This is a genomic window from Sphingobacterium deserti (assembly GCF_000757725.1).
GTDB classification, from domain to species: domain Bacteria; phylum Bacteroidota; class Bacteroidia; order Sphingobacteriales; family Sphingobacteriaceae; genus Sphingobacterium; species Sphingobacterium deserti.
Genome location: NZ_JJMU01000074.1, coordinates 40036 through 59761, shown reverse-complemented (window position 1 = coordinate 59761; position 19726 = coordinate 40036). Strand labels below are relative to the sequence as shown.

At 42.7% G+C, this 19726-nt stretch carries 21 protein-coding genes; all 21 read left to right on the top strand.

What is annotated here, in order from left to right:
- Positions 1–601: 601 nt before the first annotated feature.
- Positions 602–832: a hypothetical protein gene (locus tag DI53_RS19430; protein WP_037503884.1), complete on the top strand. Its 231-nt coding sequence runs from the start codon at positions 602–604 to the stop codon at positions 830–832.
- Between the two features lie 247 nt (positions 833–1079).
- Entirely contained in the window at positions 1080–1778 is a 699-nt protein-coding gene (locus DI53_RS19425; protein ID WP_037503882.1) for a response regulator transcription factor, read from the top strand.
- Entirely contained in the window at positions 1762–3144 is a 1383-nt protein-coding gene (locus DI53_RS19420; protein ID WP_037503880.1) for a HAMP domain-containing sensor histidine kinase, read from the top strand. The genes DI53_RS19425 and DI53_RS19420 overlap by 17 nt, the downstream gene beginning before the upstream one ends.
- A 77-nt stretch (positions 3145–3221) precedes the next feature.
- Entirely contained in the window at positions 3222–4421 is a 1200-nt protein-coding gene (locus DI53_RS19415; protein ID WP_052072593.1) for a porin, read from the top strand.
- 41 nt (positions 4422–4462) lie between these two features.
- The gene (gene ureA / locus DI53_RS19410; protein WP_037503878.1) at positions 4463–4765 is read left to right on the top strand and encodes an urease subunit gamma; all 303 of its coding nucleotides are present in this window, start codon (positions 4463–4465) and stop codon (positions 4763–4765) included.
- 19 nt (positions 4766–4784) lie between these two features.
- Entirely contained in the window at positions 4785–5156 is a 372-nt protein-coding gene (ureB, locus tag DI53_RS19405; protein WP_037503877.1) for an urease subunit beta, read from the top strand.
- A 17-nt stretch (positions 5157–5173) separates the two neighbouring features.
- Positions 5174–7027: an urease subunit alpha gene (gene ureC, locus DI53_RS19400; RefSeq protein WP_081939515.1), complete on the top strand. Its 1854-nt coding sequence runs from the start codon at positions 5174–5176 to the stop codon at positions 7025–7027.
- Complete coding sequence (locus tag DI53_RS19395) at positions 7027–7554, top strand: urease accessory protein UreE (RefSeq protein WP_037503875.1); 528 nt, start codon at positions 7027–7029, stop codon at positions 7552–7554. The genes ureC and DI53_RS19395 overlap by 1 nt, the downstream gene beginning before the upstream one ends.
- Positions 7523–8209: an urease accessory protein UreF gene (locus DI53_RS19390; RefSeq protein ID WP_037503873.1), complete on the top strand. Its 687-nt coding sequence runs from the start codon at positions 7523–7525 to the stop codon at positions 8207–8209. The genes DI53_RS19395 and DI53_RS19390 overlap by 32 nt, the downstream gene beginning before the upstream one ends.
- 9 nt (positions 8210–8218) lie before the next feature.
- Positions 8219–8830 (top strand): urease accessory protein UreG, encoded by a 612-nt coding sequence (ureG, locus tag DI53_RS19385; protein ID WP_037503871.1) that lies wholly within the window; start codon positions 8219–8221, stop codon positions 8828–8830.
- A 6-nt stretch (positions 8831–8836) separates the two neighbouring features.
- On the top strand, positions 8837–9754 hold the full coding sequence (locus tag DI53_RS19380; RefSeq protein ID WP_037503869.1) for an urease accessory protein UreD: 918 nt from the start codon (positions 8837–8839) through the stop codon (positions 9752–9754).
- 16 nt (positions 9755–9770) lie between these two features.
- Positions 9771–10124 (top strand): hydrogenase maturation nickel metallochaperone HypA/HybF, encoded by a 354-nt coding sequence (locus DI53_RS19375; protein ID WP_037503867.1) that lies wholly within the window; start codon positions 9771–9773, stop codon positions 10122–10124.
- Positions 10117–10827 (top strand): hydrogenase nickel incorporation protein HypB, encoded by a 711-nt coding sequence (gene hypB, locus DI53_RS19370; protein WP_052072592.1) that lies wholly within the window; start codon positions 10117–10119, stop codon positions 10825–10827. The genes DI53_RS19375 and hypB overlap by 8 nt, the downstream gene beginning before the upstream one ends.
- Before the next feature lie 17 nt (positions 10828–10844).
- Positions 10845–11288, top strand: coding sequence for an urease accessory protein UreE (locus DI53_RS19365; RefSeq protein ID WP_037503865.1), 444 nt, complete (start codon positions 10845–10847; stop codon positions 11286–11288).
- 10 nt (positions 11289–11298) lie between these two features.
- Positions 11299–12333: an ABC transporter substrate-binding protein gene (locus tag DI53_RS19360; protein WP_052072594.1), complete on the top strand. Its 1035-nt coding sequence runs from the start codon at positions 11299–11301 to the stop codon at positions 12331–12333.
- Positions 12333–13340: a FecCD family ABC transporter permease gene (locus DI53_RS19355; protein ID WP_052072591.1), complete on the top strand. Its 1008-nt coding sequence runs from the start codon at positions 12333–12335 to the stop codon at positions 13338–13340. The genes DI53_RS19360 and DI53_RS19355 overlap by 1 nt, the downstream gene beginning before the upstream one ends.
- Entirely contained in the window at positions 13340–14116 is a 777-nt protein-coding gene (locus tag DI53_RS19350; RefSeq protein WP_037503861.1) for an ABC transporter ATP-binding protein, read from the top strand. Before DI53_RS19355 ends, DI53_RS19350 begins: the two co-directional genes overlap by 1 nt.
- Positions 14107–14631 (top strand): GNAT family N-acetyltransferase, encoded by a 525-nt coding sequence (locus DI53_RS19345; protein ID WP_081939514.1) that lies wholly within the window; start codon positions 14107–14109, stop codon positions 14629–14631. The genes DI53_RS19350 and DI53_RS19345 overlap by 10 nt, the downstream gene beginning before the upstream one ends.
- On the top strand, positions 14624–17086 hold the full coding sequence (locus DI53_RS19340; protein WP_037503857.1) for a TonB-dependent receptor: 2463 nt from the start codon (positions 14624–14626) through the stop codon (positions 17084–17086). The genes DI53_RS19345 and DI53_RS19340 overlap by 8 nt, the downstream gene beginning before the upstream one ends.
- A gap of 398 nt (positions 17087–17484) precedes the next feature.
- The gene (locus DI53_RS19335; RefSeq protein WP_037503855.1) at positions 17485–18279 is read left to right on the top strand and encodes an SDR family NAD(P)-dependent oxidoreductase; all 795 of its coding nucleotides are present in this window, start codon (positions 17485–17487) and stop codon (positions 18277–18279) included.
- Positions 18280–18291: 12 nt separating this feature from the next.
- The gene (locus tag DI53_RS19330; protein ID WP_081939513.1) at positions 18292–19701 is read left to right on the top strand and encodes a PQQ-dependent sugar dehydrogenase; all 1410 of its coding nucleotides are present in this window, start codon (positions 18292–18294) and stop codon (positions 19699–19701) included.
- The last annotated feature ends 25 nt before the right edge of the window (positions 19702–19726 follow it).

The window sequence follows — 19726 nt, the reverse complement described above, 5'->3', positions numbered from 1 at the left end:
TCTCCGGCTTGCAATTGAAACTAAAAAGTAAAAAGTAAGAAGGATTATACCGGCACTACATCCTACATACGGCGCACTAAAATCTAACTCTTAATATCTAATCTCATTACGCATTACCCACTAAGCACTACGCAATACTGAAAATTGCCGCGTCGTCGTTCCTCCTCCTCGCAATGACCTGGCTCTTCTGTCAGACTTACTATCTCATTACCCACTACGCAATACTGAAAATTGCCACGTCGTCGTTCCTCCTCCTCCTCGCAATGACCCTGGCTCTTCTGTCAGACTTACTATCTCATTACCCACTACGCAATACTCAATACTGAAGATAGCCGCGTCGTCGTTCCTCCTCCTCGCAATGACCCTGGCTCTTCTGTCAGACTTACTATCTCAATACCCACTACGCACTACGCAATACTGAAAATTGCCACGTCGTCGTTCCTCCGGCTCGCATTTGAAAGTAAAAAGTCAAAATTAAAAAGTAAAAAAAATGTACACCGTACAAGTTCTACATACTAAGTACTAAAATCTAAATACTATCTATTCTCAAAACCATTTACGGCTACCGATTGTGCTATATTTAAATTGAAAAAACCACAATATGCATCCATCTGAAAGACACTTGAAACTAGAAAAAGACGGCAAAAAAAAGGAATTTATATATTATCCCGGACGTAACGAAAATAGTTTTGAGGTCGTCGATATGGAAGTAGCGAACAAAGTCTATGTCTTTTCGTTTGACATAGAGGACGGTACATTTTCCTATTCTGGCGGCGATCTCGAAGAACTCTCCGATTTTATTGGTAGGCATATATTGGTAACAGAATTTTAAACATACCATAAGAACATTACAGACAAACCGTTTCTATTTCACCAAAAACATTTAGGGTGATAGATTAGCCAAACTATTCTTCCTATCGTAATGATAAGCTAAAAATATGTCAAAATATCAGATTAGATGGTGAAAAAAACCATGAAAAATCGTATCATTGAAGGAAATAGTTTATACCTTGCCGCATAAGTGACAACATATTATCGCGAGCTGGTACAACATATTTTGCGGTATAAATAAAGATGTAATGGAAATATTATTGATAGAAGACGACAGTTCGGTGGTTTCACTTATTAGACGCGGTCTTTCGGATTTAAACTTTAATATTTCGGTAGCGCTTAATGGGCTTACCGGTCTAGAAATGGCAAGGGCGGGGAACTATGATTTAATTATCTTAGATATTATGCTGCCCGGGATGGATGGCCTAAAGGTTTGTCAAAATATACGATCTTCCAATCGCGACGTTTCTATACTTATTCTTTCTGCACTGGACCAACCTGAGGATATCGTCGATGGTTTCAGAAATGATGCGGATGATTATTTAACAAAGCCATTTCATATGGACGAGCTTAGAGCTCGTGTTAGTCGGGTTTCTAGAAAAGTAACGGTAGTAGATAAGGTAGAAAGTCCTAACAATTTAAATTTTTCTGACCTTCTGCTCGATTACGATAGTAAAATCGCGATAAGGCAGGATAATGAGATCATACTAACCGCTACCGAGTTTCGTTTGCTTGAATACCTAATCAAGAATCAGCGAAAGGTGGTGTCAAGGGTAGATATATTGGAAAGCGTTTGGGGTATGGATTTCAATCTTAGTACGAATGTAGTAGATGTCTATATCAATTATTTGCGGAATAAAATAGATAAAGGGTATGACAAAAAGCTCTTACATACTGTTGTCGGGATGGGATATGTTCTAAAGGAAATTGATGAAGTTAAGAACTAAAATAATTCTTCTTTTCAACCTTATATGCTGGGCGCTTATTGTAGGCTTTGCTATCTATATATCCTATTTTACGTGGGACAGTCTCCGGACTAAATTCTTTCATCGCCTAGAAGAAAATGCGCAGATAGTCGGGAAGCACATCATCGAAGAGGAAGAGCACATCAACGAGATTTATTATGAAATTATGCGGACTTACCTTCGGCAACTATCGGCAGGTAAGGATTACATCATCCCTATCGACAGTGGCCAAACAACGGTTAAAAATAGACCCAGCTTGCCCGTTCCTCCATCTTTCTACAAAGACGTGATCTCTTCGGGCAAGGCGCAATATATGCACGGTGATACGGCCTACCTTGCTTTATATTTTGAAAATGACCACAACAGTAAGGATTTGATCATCGTATCGTCAGGTAGAGACGATTATGGTTTGGGAGAGCAGGTGAAGTTGGATCGCACACTGGTTCATGCAGGTCTATTTTGCGCTGTCATCGTTGCCTTAATCTCCTATCTATTTGCTAAACATATTATGCGGCCAATAGCCGTTATTAATGAAGGAATAGATAAGATCAGTATATCAAAACTCGACCTCCGACTGCAAAAAACCAATGACGTGAAGGATGAAGTAACGATGCTTATCGACAGTTTCAACGATATGATTAGCAGACTTGAAATCTCTGTAAAATCACAAAAACGCTTTATAGCAAATGCATCCCATTCTTTTCGTACGCCCTTAACCATTATTCGCGGTGAAGCTGAACTCATACTCAAGGAAGATAAATTGAGTGAGGATACAGTATCCTCGGTACAAAATATCGTCACAGAAACTGATCGTATCATTACGATGATCAATAGCTTGCTTATGATAGCTCGTTCTGGGTTGGATGATACGAAAAATGACTATCACTTGGTACGTATTGATGAGGTATTGTTTAAAGTGATCGACTCCGAGCGAAAAGCTATTCATCACCAATCCATTCAATTGGATTTTGACGCGCTGCCTGAAGATGCCGGAGCGTTAGAAGTATATGGGAATGCTGATTTACTCTTCATCGCACTCAGTAATATTGTTTCCAATGCCTGTAAATATGGAAAAGATGGCGATGTGATTATATCACTAAGTATACAAAAAAGTAACGTAGCCATCGATATCGATGACACAGGGATCGGTATCCCTGATCAAGAGCAAAAATTTGTTTACGATTCTTTCTATCGTGCTTCTAATGTGCACGATATCCACGGAACTGGACTCGGTTTATTGCTAGCAAAAAATATTATTGACCATCACGATGGCGATCTTTTACTTCGCTCGAAGGAGGGGGAGGGCACAAATGTTCGTATCCTATTACCAATTACCAATACTCTCTAAGACTATTTTAATGTTATTCTTATAGCTTTCTAAAGCGGAGGTGATATACTTGATGAAAAGGTATTTCACTTTACTTTATGAAACAATTCTCACTCATTTTTGCCGCACTATTTTCCCTGTCTGCTTTGTCTGCTCAGGAAGCTCGCTCTTCACTCCTAAATAGGAATGATGATTCCCAAACTGACTCGTTAGCTTCGAAGGAACCAGACCGTGCACAGCTGTTTAAATTTGATTTTTTGCTGCGTGCAGCATTAGATGCGGATAACCTGGGAAAAGAGGAAGCGCTAACACGCTTCAACCTAGACGAGGCACGCATACTGTTTCATGGAGAGTATAACGATCGATTATCATACAAAATCCGGTTTAGGCTGAACCGATCGTTTGCACAGTCCGGCTTGGATAATTCATCGCAAGCACTAGATTTCGCACAGGTGGATTATAAGTTTGGTAAGCAAAATAAATGGATGGTTAGCCTTGGTAAGCAAAGTGCGATGGTAGGCTCCTATGAATTTGAAAACAACCCTATCTATGAATTTATGTTTACAGATTATGTTGATCGTATACTGAATCTTTTCGTAGTAGGTGGTAAGCTTTCTTATCAAGTGAATAGCAACCACGGCCTGCATCTACAGCTATACAACACTGTAAACAATACATTCGACAACCACCTAACGAGTAACGGTTTTGCTTTAGGAAGTATCCAACGCGCAAAAGCTCCTTTAGGGGGCTATTTGACTTGGACGGGGGCGTTTGCAGATCGTCGTTTCCAGACAAAATGGTCATATAATTTAGCTCAATTTGCTGAAGGTAGACCAACACAAGCTATATCCCTAGCTAATAAGTTTAAAACAGAGCGGCAGATGGTTTATCTTGATCTCCAGTATACGCATATGGGAACTGACCATGCGCTGATAGCTTCACGGGCTATTAATGACTTTTATGCACTTACGGGCGAAGCGCGACAGCTGGCTCAAAACGTAACCTACAAATCCGCAGTAGTGCGATACGACCAGTTTCTTACGGATAAGTGGGAGATAGCGGTCAAAGGCGCTGTGGAAACGGTAGGCAGTAGAGATGATGATGCGTTAGGGAATGATTTCCGAACAAACTACACCTACTTCGCGGCCTTGCAACATAAACCCTTTAAAAAGCAGGATTTCCGATTTTACTTAGGATACATAGGGAACAGTATTTCCTATGCGGAACGGACGGCGCTTGCCAAGACACAATTTAACAGATTGGCATTGGGCGGGTATTTTACCATTCCGGTTTATTAAAATATAAAGAATATGATGGTTTTATTTTATAGTCAAACAGCATGCATTTAACACCAAGAGAAACTGAAAAGTTGATGTTGCATCTAGCAGGAGAACTAGCGGCAAAGCGATTGAAAAGGGGTTTAAAACTGAATTACCCTGAAAGTATAGCCTACATCAGTGCCGAATTAATGGAAAAAGCAAGAGATGGAAAAAGTGTAGCCGAACTTATGGAATGGGGAACCACGCTGCTGAAGCGCCGACAGGTGATGGAGGGCGTTGCCGAAATGATCCACGATGTACAGATTGAAGTTACTTTCCCGGATGGAACCAAACTGGTTACTGTTCATAACCCTATACGTTAACAAATAAATAGAGATACTTATGGTACCTGGAGAATACTTTTTAAAAGCAGACGACATCAAAGCGAATGCGGGTTACCGCACGGTGACGGTTTCTGTAGCCAATACTGGCGATCGACCTATACAAGTAGGTTCACACTATCATTTTTTTGAGGTCAATAAAGCATTGGCATTCGACCGTGAAAAAACCTTCGGCATGCGTCTCAATATACCGGCGAGTACAGCCGTGCGATTTGAGCCGGGTGAGAAAAAAGACGTCATCCTCGTGGAAATTGGCGGCGCCAAGGAAATACACGGATTCAACGGTTTGACCAACGGAAACTACACTAAGGATAAGGTGAAGAACGAGGCAATTGCCAAAATGAAAAAACAAAACTATAAATCTTCTCAATAACTTAAAACAGAATCGCAATGGGTGAATGGAATAGAAGAGACTGGATAAAGATCGTGGGGCTAGCTTCGGCGAGTGTCGCTACGACGAAATTAAATGCTTTAGGTCTCCAAAAGCTAGGACTTGATAAATCATCGATCCGCTATGTGGATGGTGAACTTTATATACCTCGGGATAAATATGCCTCGCTTTTTGGTCCGACAACTGGTGATAGAGTTCGTTTGGCAGACACGGAGCTGTTGATCGAAATTGAAAAGGATTTCGCCGTGTATGGTGAAGAAAATAAATTTGGCGGCGGAAAGACAATTCGTGATGGTATGGGCCAGTCGGCGCGTGCTTTGCGCGATGAAGACGTGCTCGATTTTTGTATAAACAACGTTATTATCATCGACCATTGGGGCATTGTAAAAGCTGATGTGGGTATTAAAGATGGAAAGATAGTTGGCGTTGGTAAAGCTGGAAATCCGGATGTACAGGATGGCGTAACAGAAGGAATGATTATTGGGCCTTCAACAGAAGTGCATGGCGGTGCTGGGATGATCATGACTGCCGGGGGGATCGACACACACATCCACTTTATAAGCCCGACGCAGATCGAGACTGCCCTTTATAGCGGTGTAACCACCTTTATTGGTGGTGGTACAGGACCGGCCGATGGAACGAATGCAACGACCGTAACATCGGGTAAATGGTTTATCCATAAAATGTTGGAAGCGTTTGAAAACTTACCTATAAATGTAGGTTTCTTTGGAAAAGGAAATGTTTCGACAACAAGACCTATTGAAGAGCAAATCGAAGCAGGTGCATTGGGTGTCAAGATTCACGAAGACTGGGGGGCTACGCCATCAACAATCGACGCTGCTTTAAAAGTTGCTGATAAATATGATGTACAGGTGGCCATACACACAGATACACTGAACGAAGCTGGATTTTTAGAAGACACCGTAGCTGCAATCAATGGACGTGTAATTCACACGTTCCACACCGAAGGTGCAGGTGGTGGCCACGCCCCAGACATTATCAAAATATCGATGTACCCGAACATCTTGCCGGCATCCACCAACCCGACTAAGCCATTCACAGTAAACACGGCTGAAGAGCATTTAGACATGTTGATGGTTTGTCACCATTTAGATAAAAATGTCAAGGAAGATGTGGCTTTCGCCGATTCTCGCATTCGTCCGCAAACAATCGCCGCTGAGGATATTCTTCAGGATATGGGTGTGTTTTCTATTATGAGCTCGGATAGCCAGGCGATGGGCCGCGTTGGTGAGGTTATCTCCAGAACATTCCAGACCGCGCATAAAATGAAAGTTCAACGTGGTGCTTTGGAGAGTGACAAAGGGACAGGTCATGATAATTTTAGAGTAAAGCGGTACGTTTCCAAGTTTACGATCAACCCGGCTAAAGCGCACGGTATTGATAGTTACGTAGGATCTATCGAGGCAGGAAAATATGCGGATCTCGTTTTGTGGAAGCCAGAGCTATTTGGTGTCAAGCCAGAAATGATTATCAAAGGCGGGATGATCTTAGGTTCGAAAATGGGCGACGCAAATGCGTCTATACCAACACCACAGCCGATTGTCTATCGGCAGATGTTCGGAAATTTTGGTAAAGCTTTAAGTAGCATATGTTTCAACTTCGTTTCAAAAGTATCCATCGAGAATGGAACGATTGATTCGCTGAAACTTGCTCGGAAAAGCTTACCTGTAATGGGCTGTCGTACGGTAATGAAAAAGGATATGGTGCATAATGATGCCACACCAAATATTGTTGTAGATCCCGAAACGTATGATGTAACAGTGGATGGTGTGTTAGCACGCTGCGAACCGCTGGCTGAACTTCCTATGGCACAGCGTTATTTCTTATTTTAATGATTCTGTCACAAGGCATAGCAGGCAATATCCTACACGGCGCTGATGGGTTCGCCGATCTTAATCTGGATTTTTTGGACTTAGCATGGCATGAGCTCGATAGAGGTGTGCTTCGGAAGTTTACACGGAACGGACAGGAGATTGGTTTCAGAAACCTAACAGGGGTAGCCCTGCAGGATGGTGATGTCCTTTTTAGGGACGCACAATCCTGCATCGTGGTGAAGATATTACCCTGTATGTGCCTTGTTATACAGCCAAAAAATAAGATCGAAATGGCAAGTGTTTGTTTCGAGATAGGGAACAGGCATTTGCCCATTGCGATACCTTCAGCAGATGAAGTACTTATTGCCTTTGAAGAACCGCTACGTGTGCTATTCGAAAAGCGGGCTATCGCAACACGTATCGAAGAACGTACGTTGGAACAAACGCAAACGCTGAAGATCCATGCGTGGACGCGGAAAACAAAATTTAAAATCACATTAGCAAAAACGATACATGAATCCTTTGTTGACACTGCTGCAGATTAATGACTCTGTGTTTCCAATCGGAAGTTTTACACATTCTTACGGATTAGAAACCTATATCCATAAAAGAATCGTGCACGATGTGGAATCGACACGAAGCTACGCAGAGACGATGTTGAAACACAATGTGTACTACAACGACGCGGCATTCTTTTTAAGAGCATGGGAGATCTGCTCAGGTAAATTTTCGATGCGTAAATTGATTGAGTTAGATACGTTGGTATCCTCATTGAAATCACCCTACGAGATAAGAGAGGCGAGTCGAAAACTTGCAATACGATTTCTGAAAGTTGTCGAAAGCTTTAAATCGATAAGACGCGGTAAGGCATATTTGGAAGCTATTCAAACAGGAGAAGCGGGAGGGCATTATGCTATCGCCTTTGCCATGTATGCACAGTACCAGCAGATCAGTTTCGAGGACGCGCTCAGCGCATTTTACTACAATACCCTGAACGGAATAGTGACGAATTGTGCCAAGTTAGTTCCGATAAGCCAGACCGAGGGCCAAAAGATATTATTTAGCATGCAAGATTTAATTAAGGATCTCGTTTCAACTCAAAAAGACATGGAAGAGTCTATGCTGGGAAATTGTTGCATAGCACAAGACTTACGCTGCATGCAACATGAAAAATTATACACAAGGATTTATATTTCATAACTATTACTTATGGACAGAAAGTATGTTAAGATTGGCGTTGCTGGCCCTGTAGGGTCAGGCAAAACGGCCTTGATAGAGCGGTTGACAAGACAGATGGCAGATGATTACAGCATCTGCGTGGTGACAAACGATATTTATACGCGGGAAGATGCGCAATTTCTTCAAAAGAACTCCACATTACCGGCTGAGCGCATAGCGGGTGTTGAAACTGGAGGATGCCCACACACCGCTATTCGAGAAGATGCTTCGATGAATATTGAAGCGGTTGAAGAATTGGTGGAGCGGTTTCCCGACACGGAGATTGTATTTGTAGAAAGTGGAGGCGACAACCTAACTGCTACATTTAGCCCGGATTTAGCGGATGTAACCATCTTTGTGATAGACGTTGCTGAAGGCGAAAAAATACCACGCAAAGGTGGACCCGGTATCACCCGATCAGATTTACTCTTGATCAACAAGATCGATCTGGCTCCTTATGTGCATGCTGATCTTTCTGTGATGGAAAGCGACGCTAGGCGCATGCGCGGCGAGCGGCCATTTCTGTTTACAAACCTCATGACTTTAGAAGGTTTGGAAGAGGTGAAGAGTTGGATAAAGAAGTATGCGCTATTGGAAAATTAAACAATCATGGAAAGTACGATCAAGATCAATGCCGAAAGAGAGGGAAATTACAGTGTGCTTAAAGAGAGCTTTCACAATGCACCCTATAAATTGACCCACTATGGATCGCCTCGCGCGCAGAAGCATCTTGAGATGATCATTATGAGTGCTTCGCCAGGCATTATGGATGGCGATATCTTGACCATTGATGTGAACGTCAAGGAAGATGTGCATTTTAAACTGTTCACGCAGTCTTTCAATAAGCTCCATCCGATGAAAAATGGAGCCTATCAAAATACACACATGAAATTGTCTCCTAGAAGTATGTTGCATTATGTACCCCATCCGGTTACGCCGTTTAAGGATGCCATTTTCTATGCGAACAGTCGAATTGATATGGCTACTGATGCAACGCTCATATGGGGGGATATTATTGCCGCCGGACGTATTTACATGGATGAAGCATTTCAATTCGAAAAGCTACACAGTAGGACAGAGATTTTTCGAGAGGGCAAGCTTATTCTTACAGATAACCAGTGCTTAATGCCCAAAGTGCAACCGATTCAAAAGCTACTGTTTTTCGAATCGTACACGCACCAAGCCACCTTTATGTACAGCGGACCTTGGGCAAAAGCAATGAAGGCTGAGTTTGACGAAATTCTTTCAGGTGAGTACGAAGACATCGCGTTTGGCTTTACCTATGCTGCTGAAAATACGCTTCTTCTACGCGCTTTGGGAAATGACGGGGAGCTACTTTATAACTTCCTATCGATGTTGGGGCAGATGTGTTGGGAGTTCACATTACACGAACAAGCGAAGTTAAAGGAGCTTTTAGCACATACGAGCGAAGTCGATAAAGCAGAGCGTCAGGTACTTGCTGATTCGCCAACGGAAGCGCCAGTGAAAGTGAAAAAAGGAAGAATAAAAAAGCAGCCCGCAGCTTAAAGAAACAAGAAATAGGATGCACGAAACAGGAATAATACAGGAAATGTTTGATCTTCTTCAAGAGGAATATCCAACCCGATTTCAAGATATCGTTAAGGTTCAATTGGAGGCGGGGCTTTTGAGCAATATCCAGCCTATTTTGATACAAAATGCATTTGAGGCTTATGTGCTGGATCATCAACGATTTCAAGGGGTGGAACTTGAAGTAAAAGTTTTGCCGATACTCGCATTTTGCGATGCCTGTAAACTATCCTTCGAAGTTGTCTTCCACCGATTTGTTTGCAGCTGTGGGAAGCCATCAGACAAGGTTGTACAAGGCGAGGAGTTACGAGTAACACAGATAATATTTAAAAGTAAAGAAAATGAATAATACGACAACACCTAAAAGCAATCAGATGCCGGTTGGGTCTGTTCAATGCGAGAATACAAGTTTAAACTTGTTAAAAGCAAATGATTTTGTAGCGAAGGCAATTCGGGAAAGATTAAAAGATATTTGCGTTATCAATATCTGCTCATCTCCAGGAAGCGGAAAAACCACCTTGATGCAAGAAACGGGTAAGCTATTGGGGAAAAAACTTAATATGGCTGTTCTCGTCGGCGATCCTGAGACAGAGCGTGACGCTGTTCGCATGCGTGAGGTGGGTATCAACGCGCTCCAAATCGTGACCGGCGGCATGTGTCATATCGAGGCACAAATGATTTTACAGGCATTAGACCATATCAATTTAGACAATGTAGATTTACTCTTTATCGAAAATGTAGGAAATCTTGTTTGTCCTGCCGCGTTTGACTTAGGAGAAGATTTTCGGGTCACATTGCTTGCTGCAACCGAAGGAGACGACAAACCTAAAAAGTATCCGCGCATGTTTTTAACAAGTGAGCTTATGCTTGTATCCAAAGCAGATTTATTACCCTATGTACCGTTTTCGGTTGATGCAGTAACCAAAGATGCGCGCGAAGTAAACCCGAACCTTGAGGTTATTTCGTTAAGCAGCCTCAAGGGGGAAGGAATGGATGCGTGGTGTAATTGGCTTTTGAATAAAGTTGAAGCCAAAAAAATGGCTAAAAACTAGAACTTGATCGTATTCATATGCTAGTTGTTGTCGATAATGATTACCAAAACCTACCTCAAAACCTGCAGGAAGAAAAACTTGCTGTCGAGTGGTTTGAAGTTAGTAAAAGTCAGTTTGAGCGGCACACTGACGGCGATAGGCCGATCAAACTAAAACGCGTCAATAATAAGTATCTCCGCGATAAGCAAGTCATCTATCAAGATGAAAAATCTTATATCGCTATAGACTTGCAACCGTGCAATAGTATCGTGCTAAAAAGCGACGATGCTATGCTTATGGGCAAGTTTTGCTTTGATGTAGGAAATCGACATTTACCGGTATTCGTATTGAGTGAGAGCGAAATAGCAGTAGCGTACGACGGTAGGCTTTATGATGCTTTGGCGAACAAGTATGGCGATAAAATAAGGTTGATGTCTGTTAAGCTCTTGCCGGAATCACGGTTGATTACGAATGGGGCATAAAGTGGAAAGTATGAAGTTTGGAGAGTTATTTAAGATCCTATTTTGCTTAGTTTTTATTATTAGTGTCATCCTGCTTGTCGGGATGATAGCTTCTTGCGGAAGCGAGTCTAAGAAAGCAGGGAATGTTTTCGAAATTTCGGCTGTAGATAAGCGAGGAAAGACGATCGCTTTAAAAAAAACTGCGGAGCGTGTTGTCGTGCTATTCGAACCATTTGTCGATCAAATGTACATGTTGGGGGCAAAAGACATGCTTATTGGTATTCCGCAACAAATCTATCAGAATGAGTCCACCTATCAATATCTTTCTTTGCTGGATAAGCGTATCGAAGAGAAAACGATTGCAACGCCGACTTTCGGCGGAAGGTCCAGCAATGTTGAGCATATTGTAAGTCTACAGGCAGATCTTGCAATTGTTTATGAACACGATACGGAGACTATTGAGCAGCTGGAAGAGCTGGGCATTCCTGTTTACGCGGTATCTAGTGCAGGTAAGAAACAGATCTATCAAGAGCTTATTGGTGTAGCCACTTTGTTAGGAAAAGAAGATCGTGCACGGGAAATCGTAGATTATATAGAACAACAAATCGACATGATGATAGCGCAACATGGCGACGAGCGTAAAAAGATTTATTACGCCTGGTCGAAGGGACGCATCTTTTCCACGTCGGGCAAGGGAACGTTGATCGATCTAGCCATGGAGATTGCCGGTGCGGAGAATGCTTGTCCGTTAGTCATGGATGCACCAAATGTAAACGCCGAATCATTGTATAAGTGGAATCCGGATATTATCGTGCTGTGGAACTCACGCTTGGAAGATGTGTATAACCTGACAGAACTTTCATCCTTGAATGCCGTGACGCAAAAACAGGTTTTCGAAGCCGCACCCACTTTTTATTATGACCCGCATACCGTTAAGTTTTTACTGCTGGCGAAACAGTTGAAGAGCTGGTGTTACCCTTCGTACAAAAAAACCGATTTCGATAACGAGTGTACAGAAGTGCTACATTTTTTGTATGGCAACGAGCTTGGAAGGAGGAATAGATAATGTATGTGAAAATTTCTATGCTATGTCTTGCACCTATCTGCGTTGTATTTCTATCACTAGCGTTAGGAAGTACTGGCTTTTTAAGCCTATCCGACTTATTTCGCTACACCTATGCAAGCTTAGCGCCCTATCTTGGCCAAGAGGTTATCCTTCAAGACGCCAATATGGAAACAATATTGTGGCAGGTGAGGCTTCCTCGCGTGCTTTTAACGTTTATGGTGGGAGCGGCACTTGCGGTGGCAGGCGGCGTTTTGCAAGCCGTGTTTCGTAATCCTATAGTTGATCCATTTTCTTTGGGGATTTCTTCCGGAGCAGCTTTTGGCGCAGCGCTGTCTATGTTAATTTCTCTTATCCCGCTTAACCTTTCTGCTTTCGTATTTGGCGTCATTGCCGTGTTAATCACTTACTTTGTGTCCCGTAGTGGCATGCGTGGTTCTTTGGTGACCATGGTACTGGCTGGCATGATTATATCAGGTGTTTTTACCGCATTTTTGACGGTGCTGCAATACTTAAGCGACCCCTATAAGCTGCAAGCTATTGTGCAATGGACGATGGGAAATTTACATACAGCGTCTTGGCACAAAGTGCAACAGGCCGTTGTGCCGATCACGTTGGGATTAATTATTATCATCGCCTTTCGCTGGAAATTGAATCTTCTTTCCTTGGGTGAGCAAGAGGCGTTAGCGGTGGGCGTTAACCCCAAGATTATAAAGCTGATTATGGTAGGAGCCGCTACCATGATCACGGCATCATCCGTAGCCGCGGTGGGCATGATCAGCTTGTTTGGTCTCATCGTCCCGCACATAAGCCGTATGTTGTTTGGACCAAGCAATAGCATAGGTGTGTTGGCCAATATCAGCATAGGCGGATCGTTCTTATTGATTATTGACGATTTTTCAAGAACATTGCTGCCTTTTGAAATTCCTATAGGCGTTTTTACCATGATGCTGGGGACACCGTTATTTATCTACTTAATGCGTAAGAACGCCATAAATTGGAACGGATAATGGAAGCTATAGAACTAAAAAATATTGCGTTTTCATACGGCAAAGAGCTTATATTAAAAGATTTATCTGCAAGCTTTCGTAGGGGTGAGATGGCTGTTGTACTGGGTCGAAATGGTAGCGGAAAGTCCACGCTGTTTAACATTCTCACCGGAATTCAGCGCGATTATAGTGGCGTTCTCCATATAAATGGCCATGACATTAAGCGGCTGAGAAAAGGCTCAAAGGATATGCTGCGCATAGGATTCATGAACCAATTCCACCAAACTACTTTTCCCTTTAGCGTTTTTGATGTTGTTTTAACGGGACGCGCATCTTTTTCAAAATTCGGTCCTAGCAAGGGCGACCGGGAGCGCGTGGAAGCTGTCTTGGAAAGCTTTGATTTACTTCGGTATAAAGATAAGCCCTACACAGAATTGTCTGGAGGGGAGCGACAATTGGTTCTATTGTGCCGGGTATTGGTGCAGGATCCAGATATTATCCTACTCGATGAACCTACAAATCACCTGGATCTCCATTATCAGATAGCGGTATTGGATAATTTAAAAAAGCTGGTTCATAAGGATAAAACAGTGATCTGCATCATGCATGATCCAAATTTAGCATTTCAGTACGGTGATCGCTTTTTCGTCATGGGCGGTGGTAAATTGAAGAGTTTGGACGGCATGTCAAAAGCTGCTATACATCAAGTTTTGGAGGAAGCCTATCATGTAGATTTAAGCAGCGCAGTTATAGATGATAAAATGGTACTTATACCAAAATCGAAGTTATGGGTTTAATGGAGCATGTAACGATTGAGATAGTAGATTTATCGCAGCAGGAAGAGGTGATAAATTATGTAATTCGGGCGCGAAAAGAACTTTTTCCGGAGCTGGATAGTCATCTTTTTCCGGTCGATTTATTCGCGTTTCGAGCGACCTACATTGATGATGAACAGGGCGCTTTTTTGGTTGCACGGGATGCTTCCAGAACGATTGTTGCTGCAATAGGTATGCTGCGGTATGATGGACGTTTTCCATTCCTGAAGTTTAAACAAGATGCTGCCGTAGAAATCGTTCGTTTGTATGTCGATAAAAATTATCGACGGAAAGGCTTGGCGTATAAAATGTTCCAATCGTTGAACGAGATCGCGACTGATAAAGGTGTTGAAACCCTTTATCTGCACACGCACCCTTTTCTTTCGGGAGCATTGGAATTTTGGAAAAAATGCGGATTTGAGGTGCTCACAATCAAAAAGCACGGCAGTTACGAAACTATCCATATGTTAAAGCCTAACTCAGCTCAGGATGTGTAAAGTTTTCCTTCCAACATCCAGCATAGGGCATGCTGTATTTCTTTTTATACTCACTTTTTTCTTAGCAGCGACATTAAAAGGACAAGATGGACTAAAGTCTAATAGACAGGTAATAGTCCGGGATGTGCATGGAAATGCGCTGCCTGGTATCACAATTTCGATAGCCGGCTATGCTGACCTTCAAACCGATAGCCACGGTAGGTTTATTGTGCCGAAAACCTTAAAACTACCTGTTAAAGCTACATTTAAAGGCGTAGGATTTGAAACGCTGGTACGTTCAATCGATGATCATCAATTGCAGAGCCCTCGTGCTATTGTCGTTGTACTTTCGCAACGTGTACAACAGGTGGACGAGGTTTTAGTGACAGGACGAAGAAACAATTCTTACCTGATTAATAATACGGAATTGGGCGGTAAATTTTCTGGTTCATTAAAGGATTTGCCACAATCCGTCTCTATCGTTAGCAAAGAGTTTATGGAAGATAAACAAGCCTTTGTTATTACAGATATGGTTCAGGATTTGGCCGGTGTGAATCAAGCCTCGTCTTATGATGATGTAACGATTAGAGGATTTAACAGCGGATATATGAGTGGACTACGGTTGGTAAATGGTATGCGCTCGGGATATGGTTACGGAACCAGCTTTTGGCGAACACCGCTTACGGTCAATTTAGAGAGTATAGAAATTTTGAAGGGACCCGGCGCCTCCTTGTTTGGTGATATCACGCCTGGCGGTACAATTAACCTCGTTACCAAAAAGCCTAAAGCTGCAAAACATGCCAGCATCAATTTCTCAGTGGGAAGTTTTGAAACCTACCGGACCACGTTGGATGTAGGCGGTGCGGTCGATACAGCGGGTAAAGTATTATACCGATTGAACGTAGGCTATGAAAATGCACGAACTTTTCGCGATGTAAATCAGCGGAAAAGCATGCTGTTAGCACCTTCTTTCAGCTTTCGTCCAGTTGATGGCACACAACTGGATGTTGATTTGACCTATGATAATTTCGACGGCTACCTTGATCGTGGGTTAGGTATTCGCGGTAACGATTTTTATGGGCAACCACGTTCCTTCAATGTTAATCAACCTACAGATTTCTTAAAGACAAGCTTTCTTACTATGGCCGCCCGGTTATCGCAGCGATTAAGTTCGCATATGTCTTTACATGTACGTTATATGAAATCTATCTATTCCGAAAATTTAAATGAGTTTAGAACACTGAACACGTTTGCTGATGCACCGGCGAATACGATTATGAATATGCGATTTCAATCCAAGCAGGCTAGGGACTATACTGATAATGTTGTGAGTTATGTACGTTATTCCCTTCAGGGTCGACATATACAGCATGAGATCGCTGTGGGAGTGGATTATGCGAGATATGCTGGTGATGCTGACAACCTGCTGCGGGAAGCTCGAAGCAGCATAGTCAACGGACAGGAAGTGCCATTAACGATAGATCTCGAAAATCCAAATAGAAACATCATTGATGTGTCAACCTATGTATGGCGCCCACAAGCGGAGTTTCCATTCCTCAATCCCTACAACAGTTTAGGTCTTTATGTTCAGGATCAAATAACAATTGCAGATCGGTTAAAGCTTATCCTTGGGCTACGTCATGAGTACTATCGTTCTAGCAGCGCAGATCTTCAAAACACATTCGAAACGTCGCAACGTGTTTGGCTGCCGCGTCTCGGACTTACCTATAAACTTAACGAACAGGTGAACTACTTTGCAAGTTATTCGCAAGGCTACGTACCTGTTGGCGCTGACTTCATCCACAATTATCAAAATTACGGCGCAAACGAACCTTTCCAAGCAGAGCGAAGCTTCCAAGTGGAGACTGGCTTTAAAACAGGTTTTTTTCGCAATCAATTACAGACAGAACTTTCCCTTTTTCATATTGGTCGTCAGAATATGTTAGTTCCCACTGGGGAATTAACGGATACAGGTTTCCCTGTTTACCGCCAATCCGGCGAAGTATTATCACGAGGGGTAGAGTTGGATTTTCGCGGGCAAGTTACGCCAGAATTTCAAGTGATGGCAAACTATACATTTAACCAAACTCGCGTAGTATCATCTTCGTTGACCGGCGAGGAAGGACAGCCGTTAGGAAATGCCCCAAAAAATATGGGCGGGATATGGCTTAAATATGTGTTTTCAAAAAATGTGCTGAAGGGGTTGGGTTTTGGAGCCGGTATTTATTATGTAGACCAGCGAAGAATGGATAATGCGGCGCGGATTGGCGAAAATGGCATGAATGTGTGGGACATGTGGCCCGCATATAGCACAGTGAATACCGCGCTCTATTATCATAAGAACGGCATGAAAATCGCCTTAAATGTCAATAATATATTCGATCGTTACTATTACGTAGGCGGCTTCGACTACACCCGAGGATTCGTAGGAACACCACGGAATGTCATGCTCTCTTTTGGGTATTCTCTATGGTAATACAGTAGCAGCTGATGAGCTGCGAATTTGCTCACCGAGGTACGGTTAACTATGGTTGAGAGCGCTTAATTTTTGTTGTGACTGAATTGCCGCTCGACAGGAGATATGGGGGTCGAATGTGCTTTGCTGGTATTGGTTAATCCAAGAACAACGACCAGTACTGTTGCACAGATCATCAGCGCGCTGGCTATCAAAATAATATCGTGTTTGTATCGCTGCATATTTTATAATTTGATGGTGAACAACAATTGCGCATAAATAGTTTACTCGTATTTGTTTTTTCTTAATTTTTATTTTGTTCGCCCGACCGAGAAGTTTTGACCGGGCATTTTGCGATAGTTTGTTTGAACCAATTGGGAGTGATCTCGTTCTGAAAGAGAACTGTTTCGCTCTACATCATGAAAAACGAAAACTTGAAAAAATACGCTTTAATAACCGGTGGAACATCCGGCATCGGCTTAGAACTAGCAAAGCTTTTTGCAGAAAATAATTATCACCTCATCCTCGTTGCGCGAAGTCTAGACGCTCTTGCACAAACGAAAACTATGCTCACTGATCAATACGCGGTAGAGGTGCTTACTTTTGCACAAGATTTAAGCAAGCCAGGCTCAGCACAAGCTGTTTATGAGTTTGTGAAGGAGCAGCATATCTTTGTCGACATACTGGTAAATAGTGCTGGACAGGGCGAGTATGGCTTGTTTGCCCAAGCAGATTTGGGACGCTTGCTCGAAATCATCCAATTAAACGTTGCCGCACTGACAGAACTAACGCAGCTTTTCTTAAAGGATATGCTGGCCCACGATAAAGGTAAGATATTGCAGCTCGGCTCGATCGCTTCAGAAATGCCAGGCCCATGGCAGGCAGTTTATCACGCTACAAAGGCATTTGTCCTATCGCTTTCTGAAGCTATTCGGGAAGAAATTGCTGATACCCAAGTTTCCATCACCGTCTTAGAACCGGGTGCTACAGATACCGACTTCTTCAATAAAGCAGGGATGACCACTTCCAAAATTATGGACTCGAAATTAAGCGATCCAGCTAAAGTGGCTGCAGACGGCTTTAAAGCCCTGATGGAAGGAAAAGATAAGGTGGTTTCCGGACTTAAAAATAAGATCTTCGTTTCTGCAAGCAACATACTTCCTGATGCGGCGGTAGCTAAACAAATTAACAAAATGCAAAAACCAAAAGAATAGCGATACTCAAGCATGCGTAAATTATTTTACACGCTAATTGCGTTCTCTATGTTTAGCAAGCTTTGTAGTGCACAGCAACCTTCGTTTAAACAAACCGTAATTGCGTCAAATTTGCAAGACCCTTGGTCGATTGCCATCGATGGGGAAGGCTGTCTTTGGGTTACTGAGAGTAAAACATACAAAATCCTACGGATAAATCCTGAAAACGGTACGACTGAACTTTCCGCAGATCTATCAGGGTCAAGGGAATTTCCACGGTATGACACATTAAAGATGAAAGACAAACCTTGGCCGCAAGGGGGGCTAATGGGATTGGCGCTTCACCCTAATTTTGATACGACTGATCCTTATCTATTTGTTGCATACGTGTATAAGCACTTAGAAGGCAATAGGTTCTTAACGCGTTTGTCGAGGTTTCATTTTGATAAAGAAAAAAGAACATTAGATAGGGAAACTGTTTTAGATAATAATATCCCGGGAAGTAATGACCATAACGGCGGAAGATTGGCGACAGTTTCTGAAAATGGATTTCACTATCTCTATTACGCTGTCGGCGATATGGGAGCCGGACAATATAGCAACGGCGGTCGTCGAAATAATGCGCAAAACACCTCAAGTAAAGAAGGGAAAATATTACGATTTCTCGTAGATCCGGATACCTCAGTCGTAAGTGCCGAAAGATGGATTCCGCAAGATAATCCATTTTATGCAGATGTAGCAACGGCAATTTACAGCATTGGACATCGCAATCCGCAAGGTTTGGTCGCGGCACGTTCTGAAACCTACACATTGCTCTTTTCGTGCGAGCATGGCCCAATGTCTGACGATGAGGTCAACATCATTGAAAAAGGAAAAAATTATGGACATCCGCTTATTGTGGGGTATGCAGACGGGAACTACAACGGTTTATCAGCCGCCGTTTCAGATGATCAAGCGCTTCCGGGGATTTGGGGTACTACGCTACCATTAATACGTAATGAAAGCAGCTCTGCAGATTCTCTTGGTGATACCTACCGTAATCCGTTATATAGCTTTGCGGCTTCAAAAGCGACTTACCTTAAAACTAGATTTAAGCGTGTACGCGCTTCTAAAGATGCAGAATGGGCGTCTATAGCGCCCAGCAGCTTAGCCTTCTATCATTTCGATGCTATTCCCAATTGGAAGAATAGCTTATTCGTAACAGCGCTCAAAACCGGGCTAGTTTATCGTTTAAAGCTATCTGCCGATGGACGTCATGTTCTCGGAGATCCTGAGGAACTGTTTCCTAATAAAGTTCGTTATCGGGACATTTGTTTTTCGCAAGATGGTAAAAAGGTATACTTGATCACTGATCGCTCTGCAGTAACATCGGGGCCGACGAAAGAAAATCCGAAAGAAGTAAATTTGCGAGGTTGCATATTGGAGTTTCAGCTCGTCGAATAGGCGAGCTACTTCATGGCATTGCCGA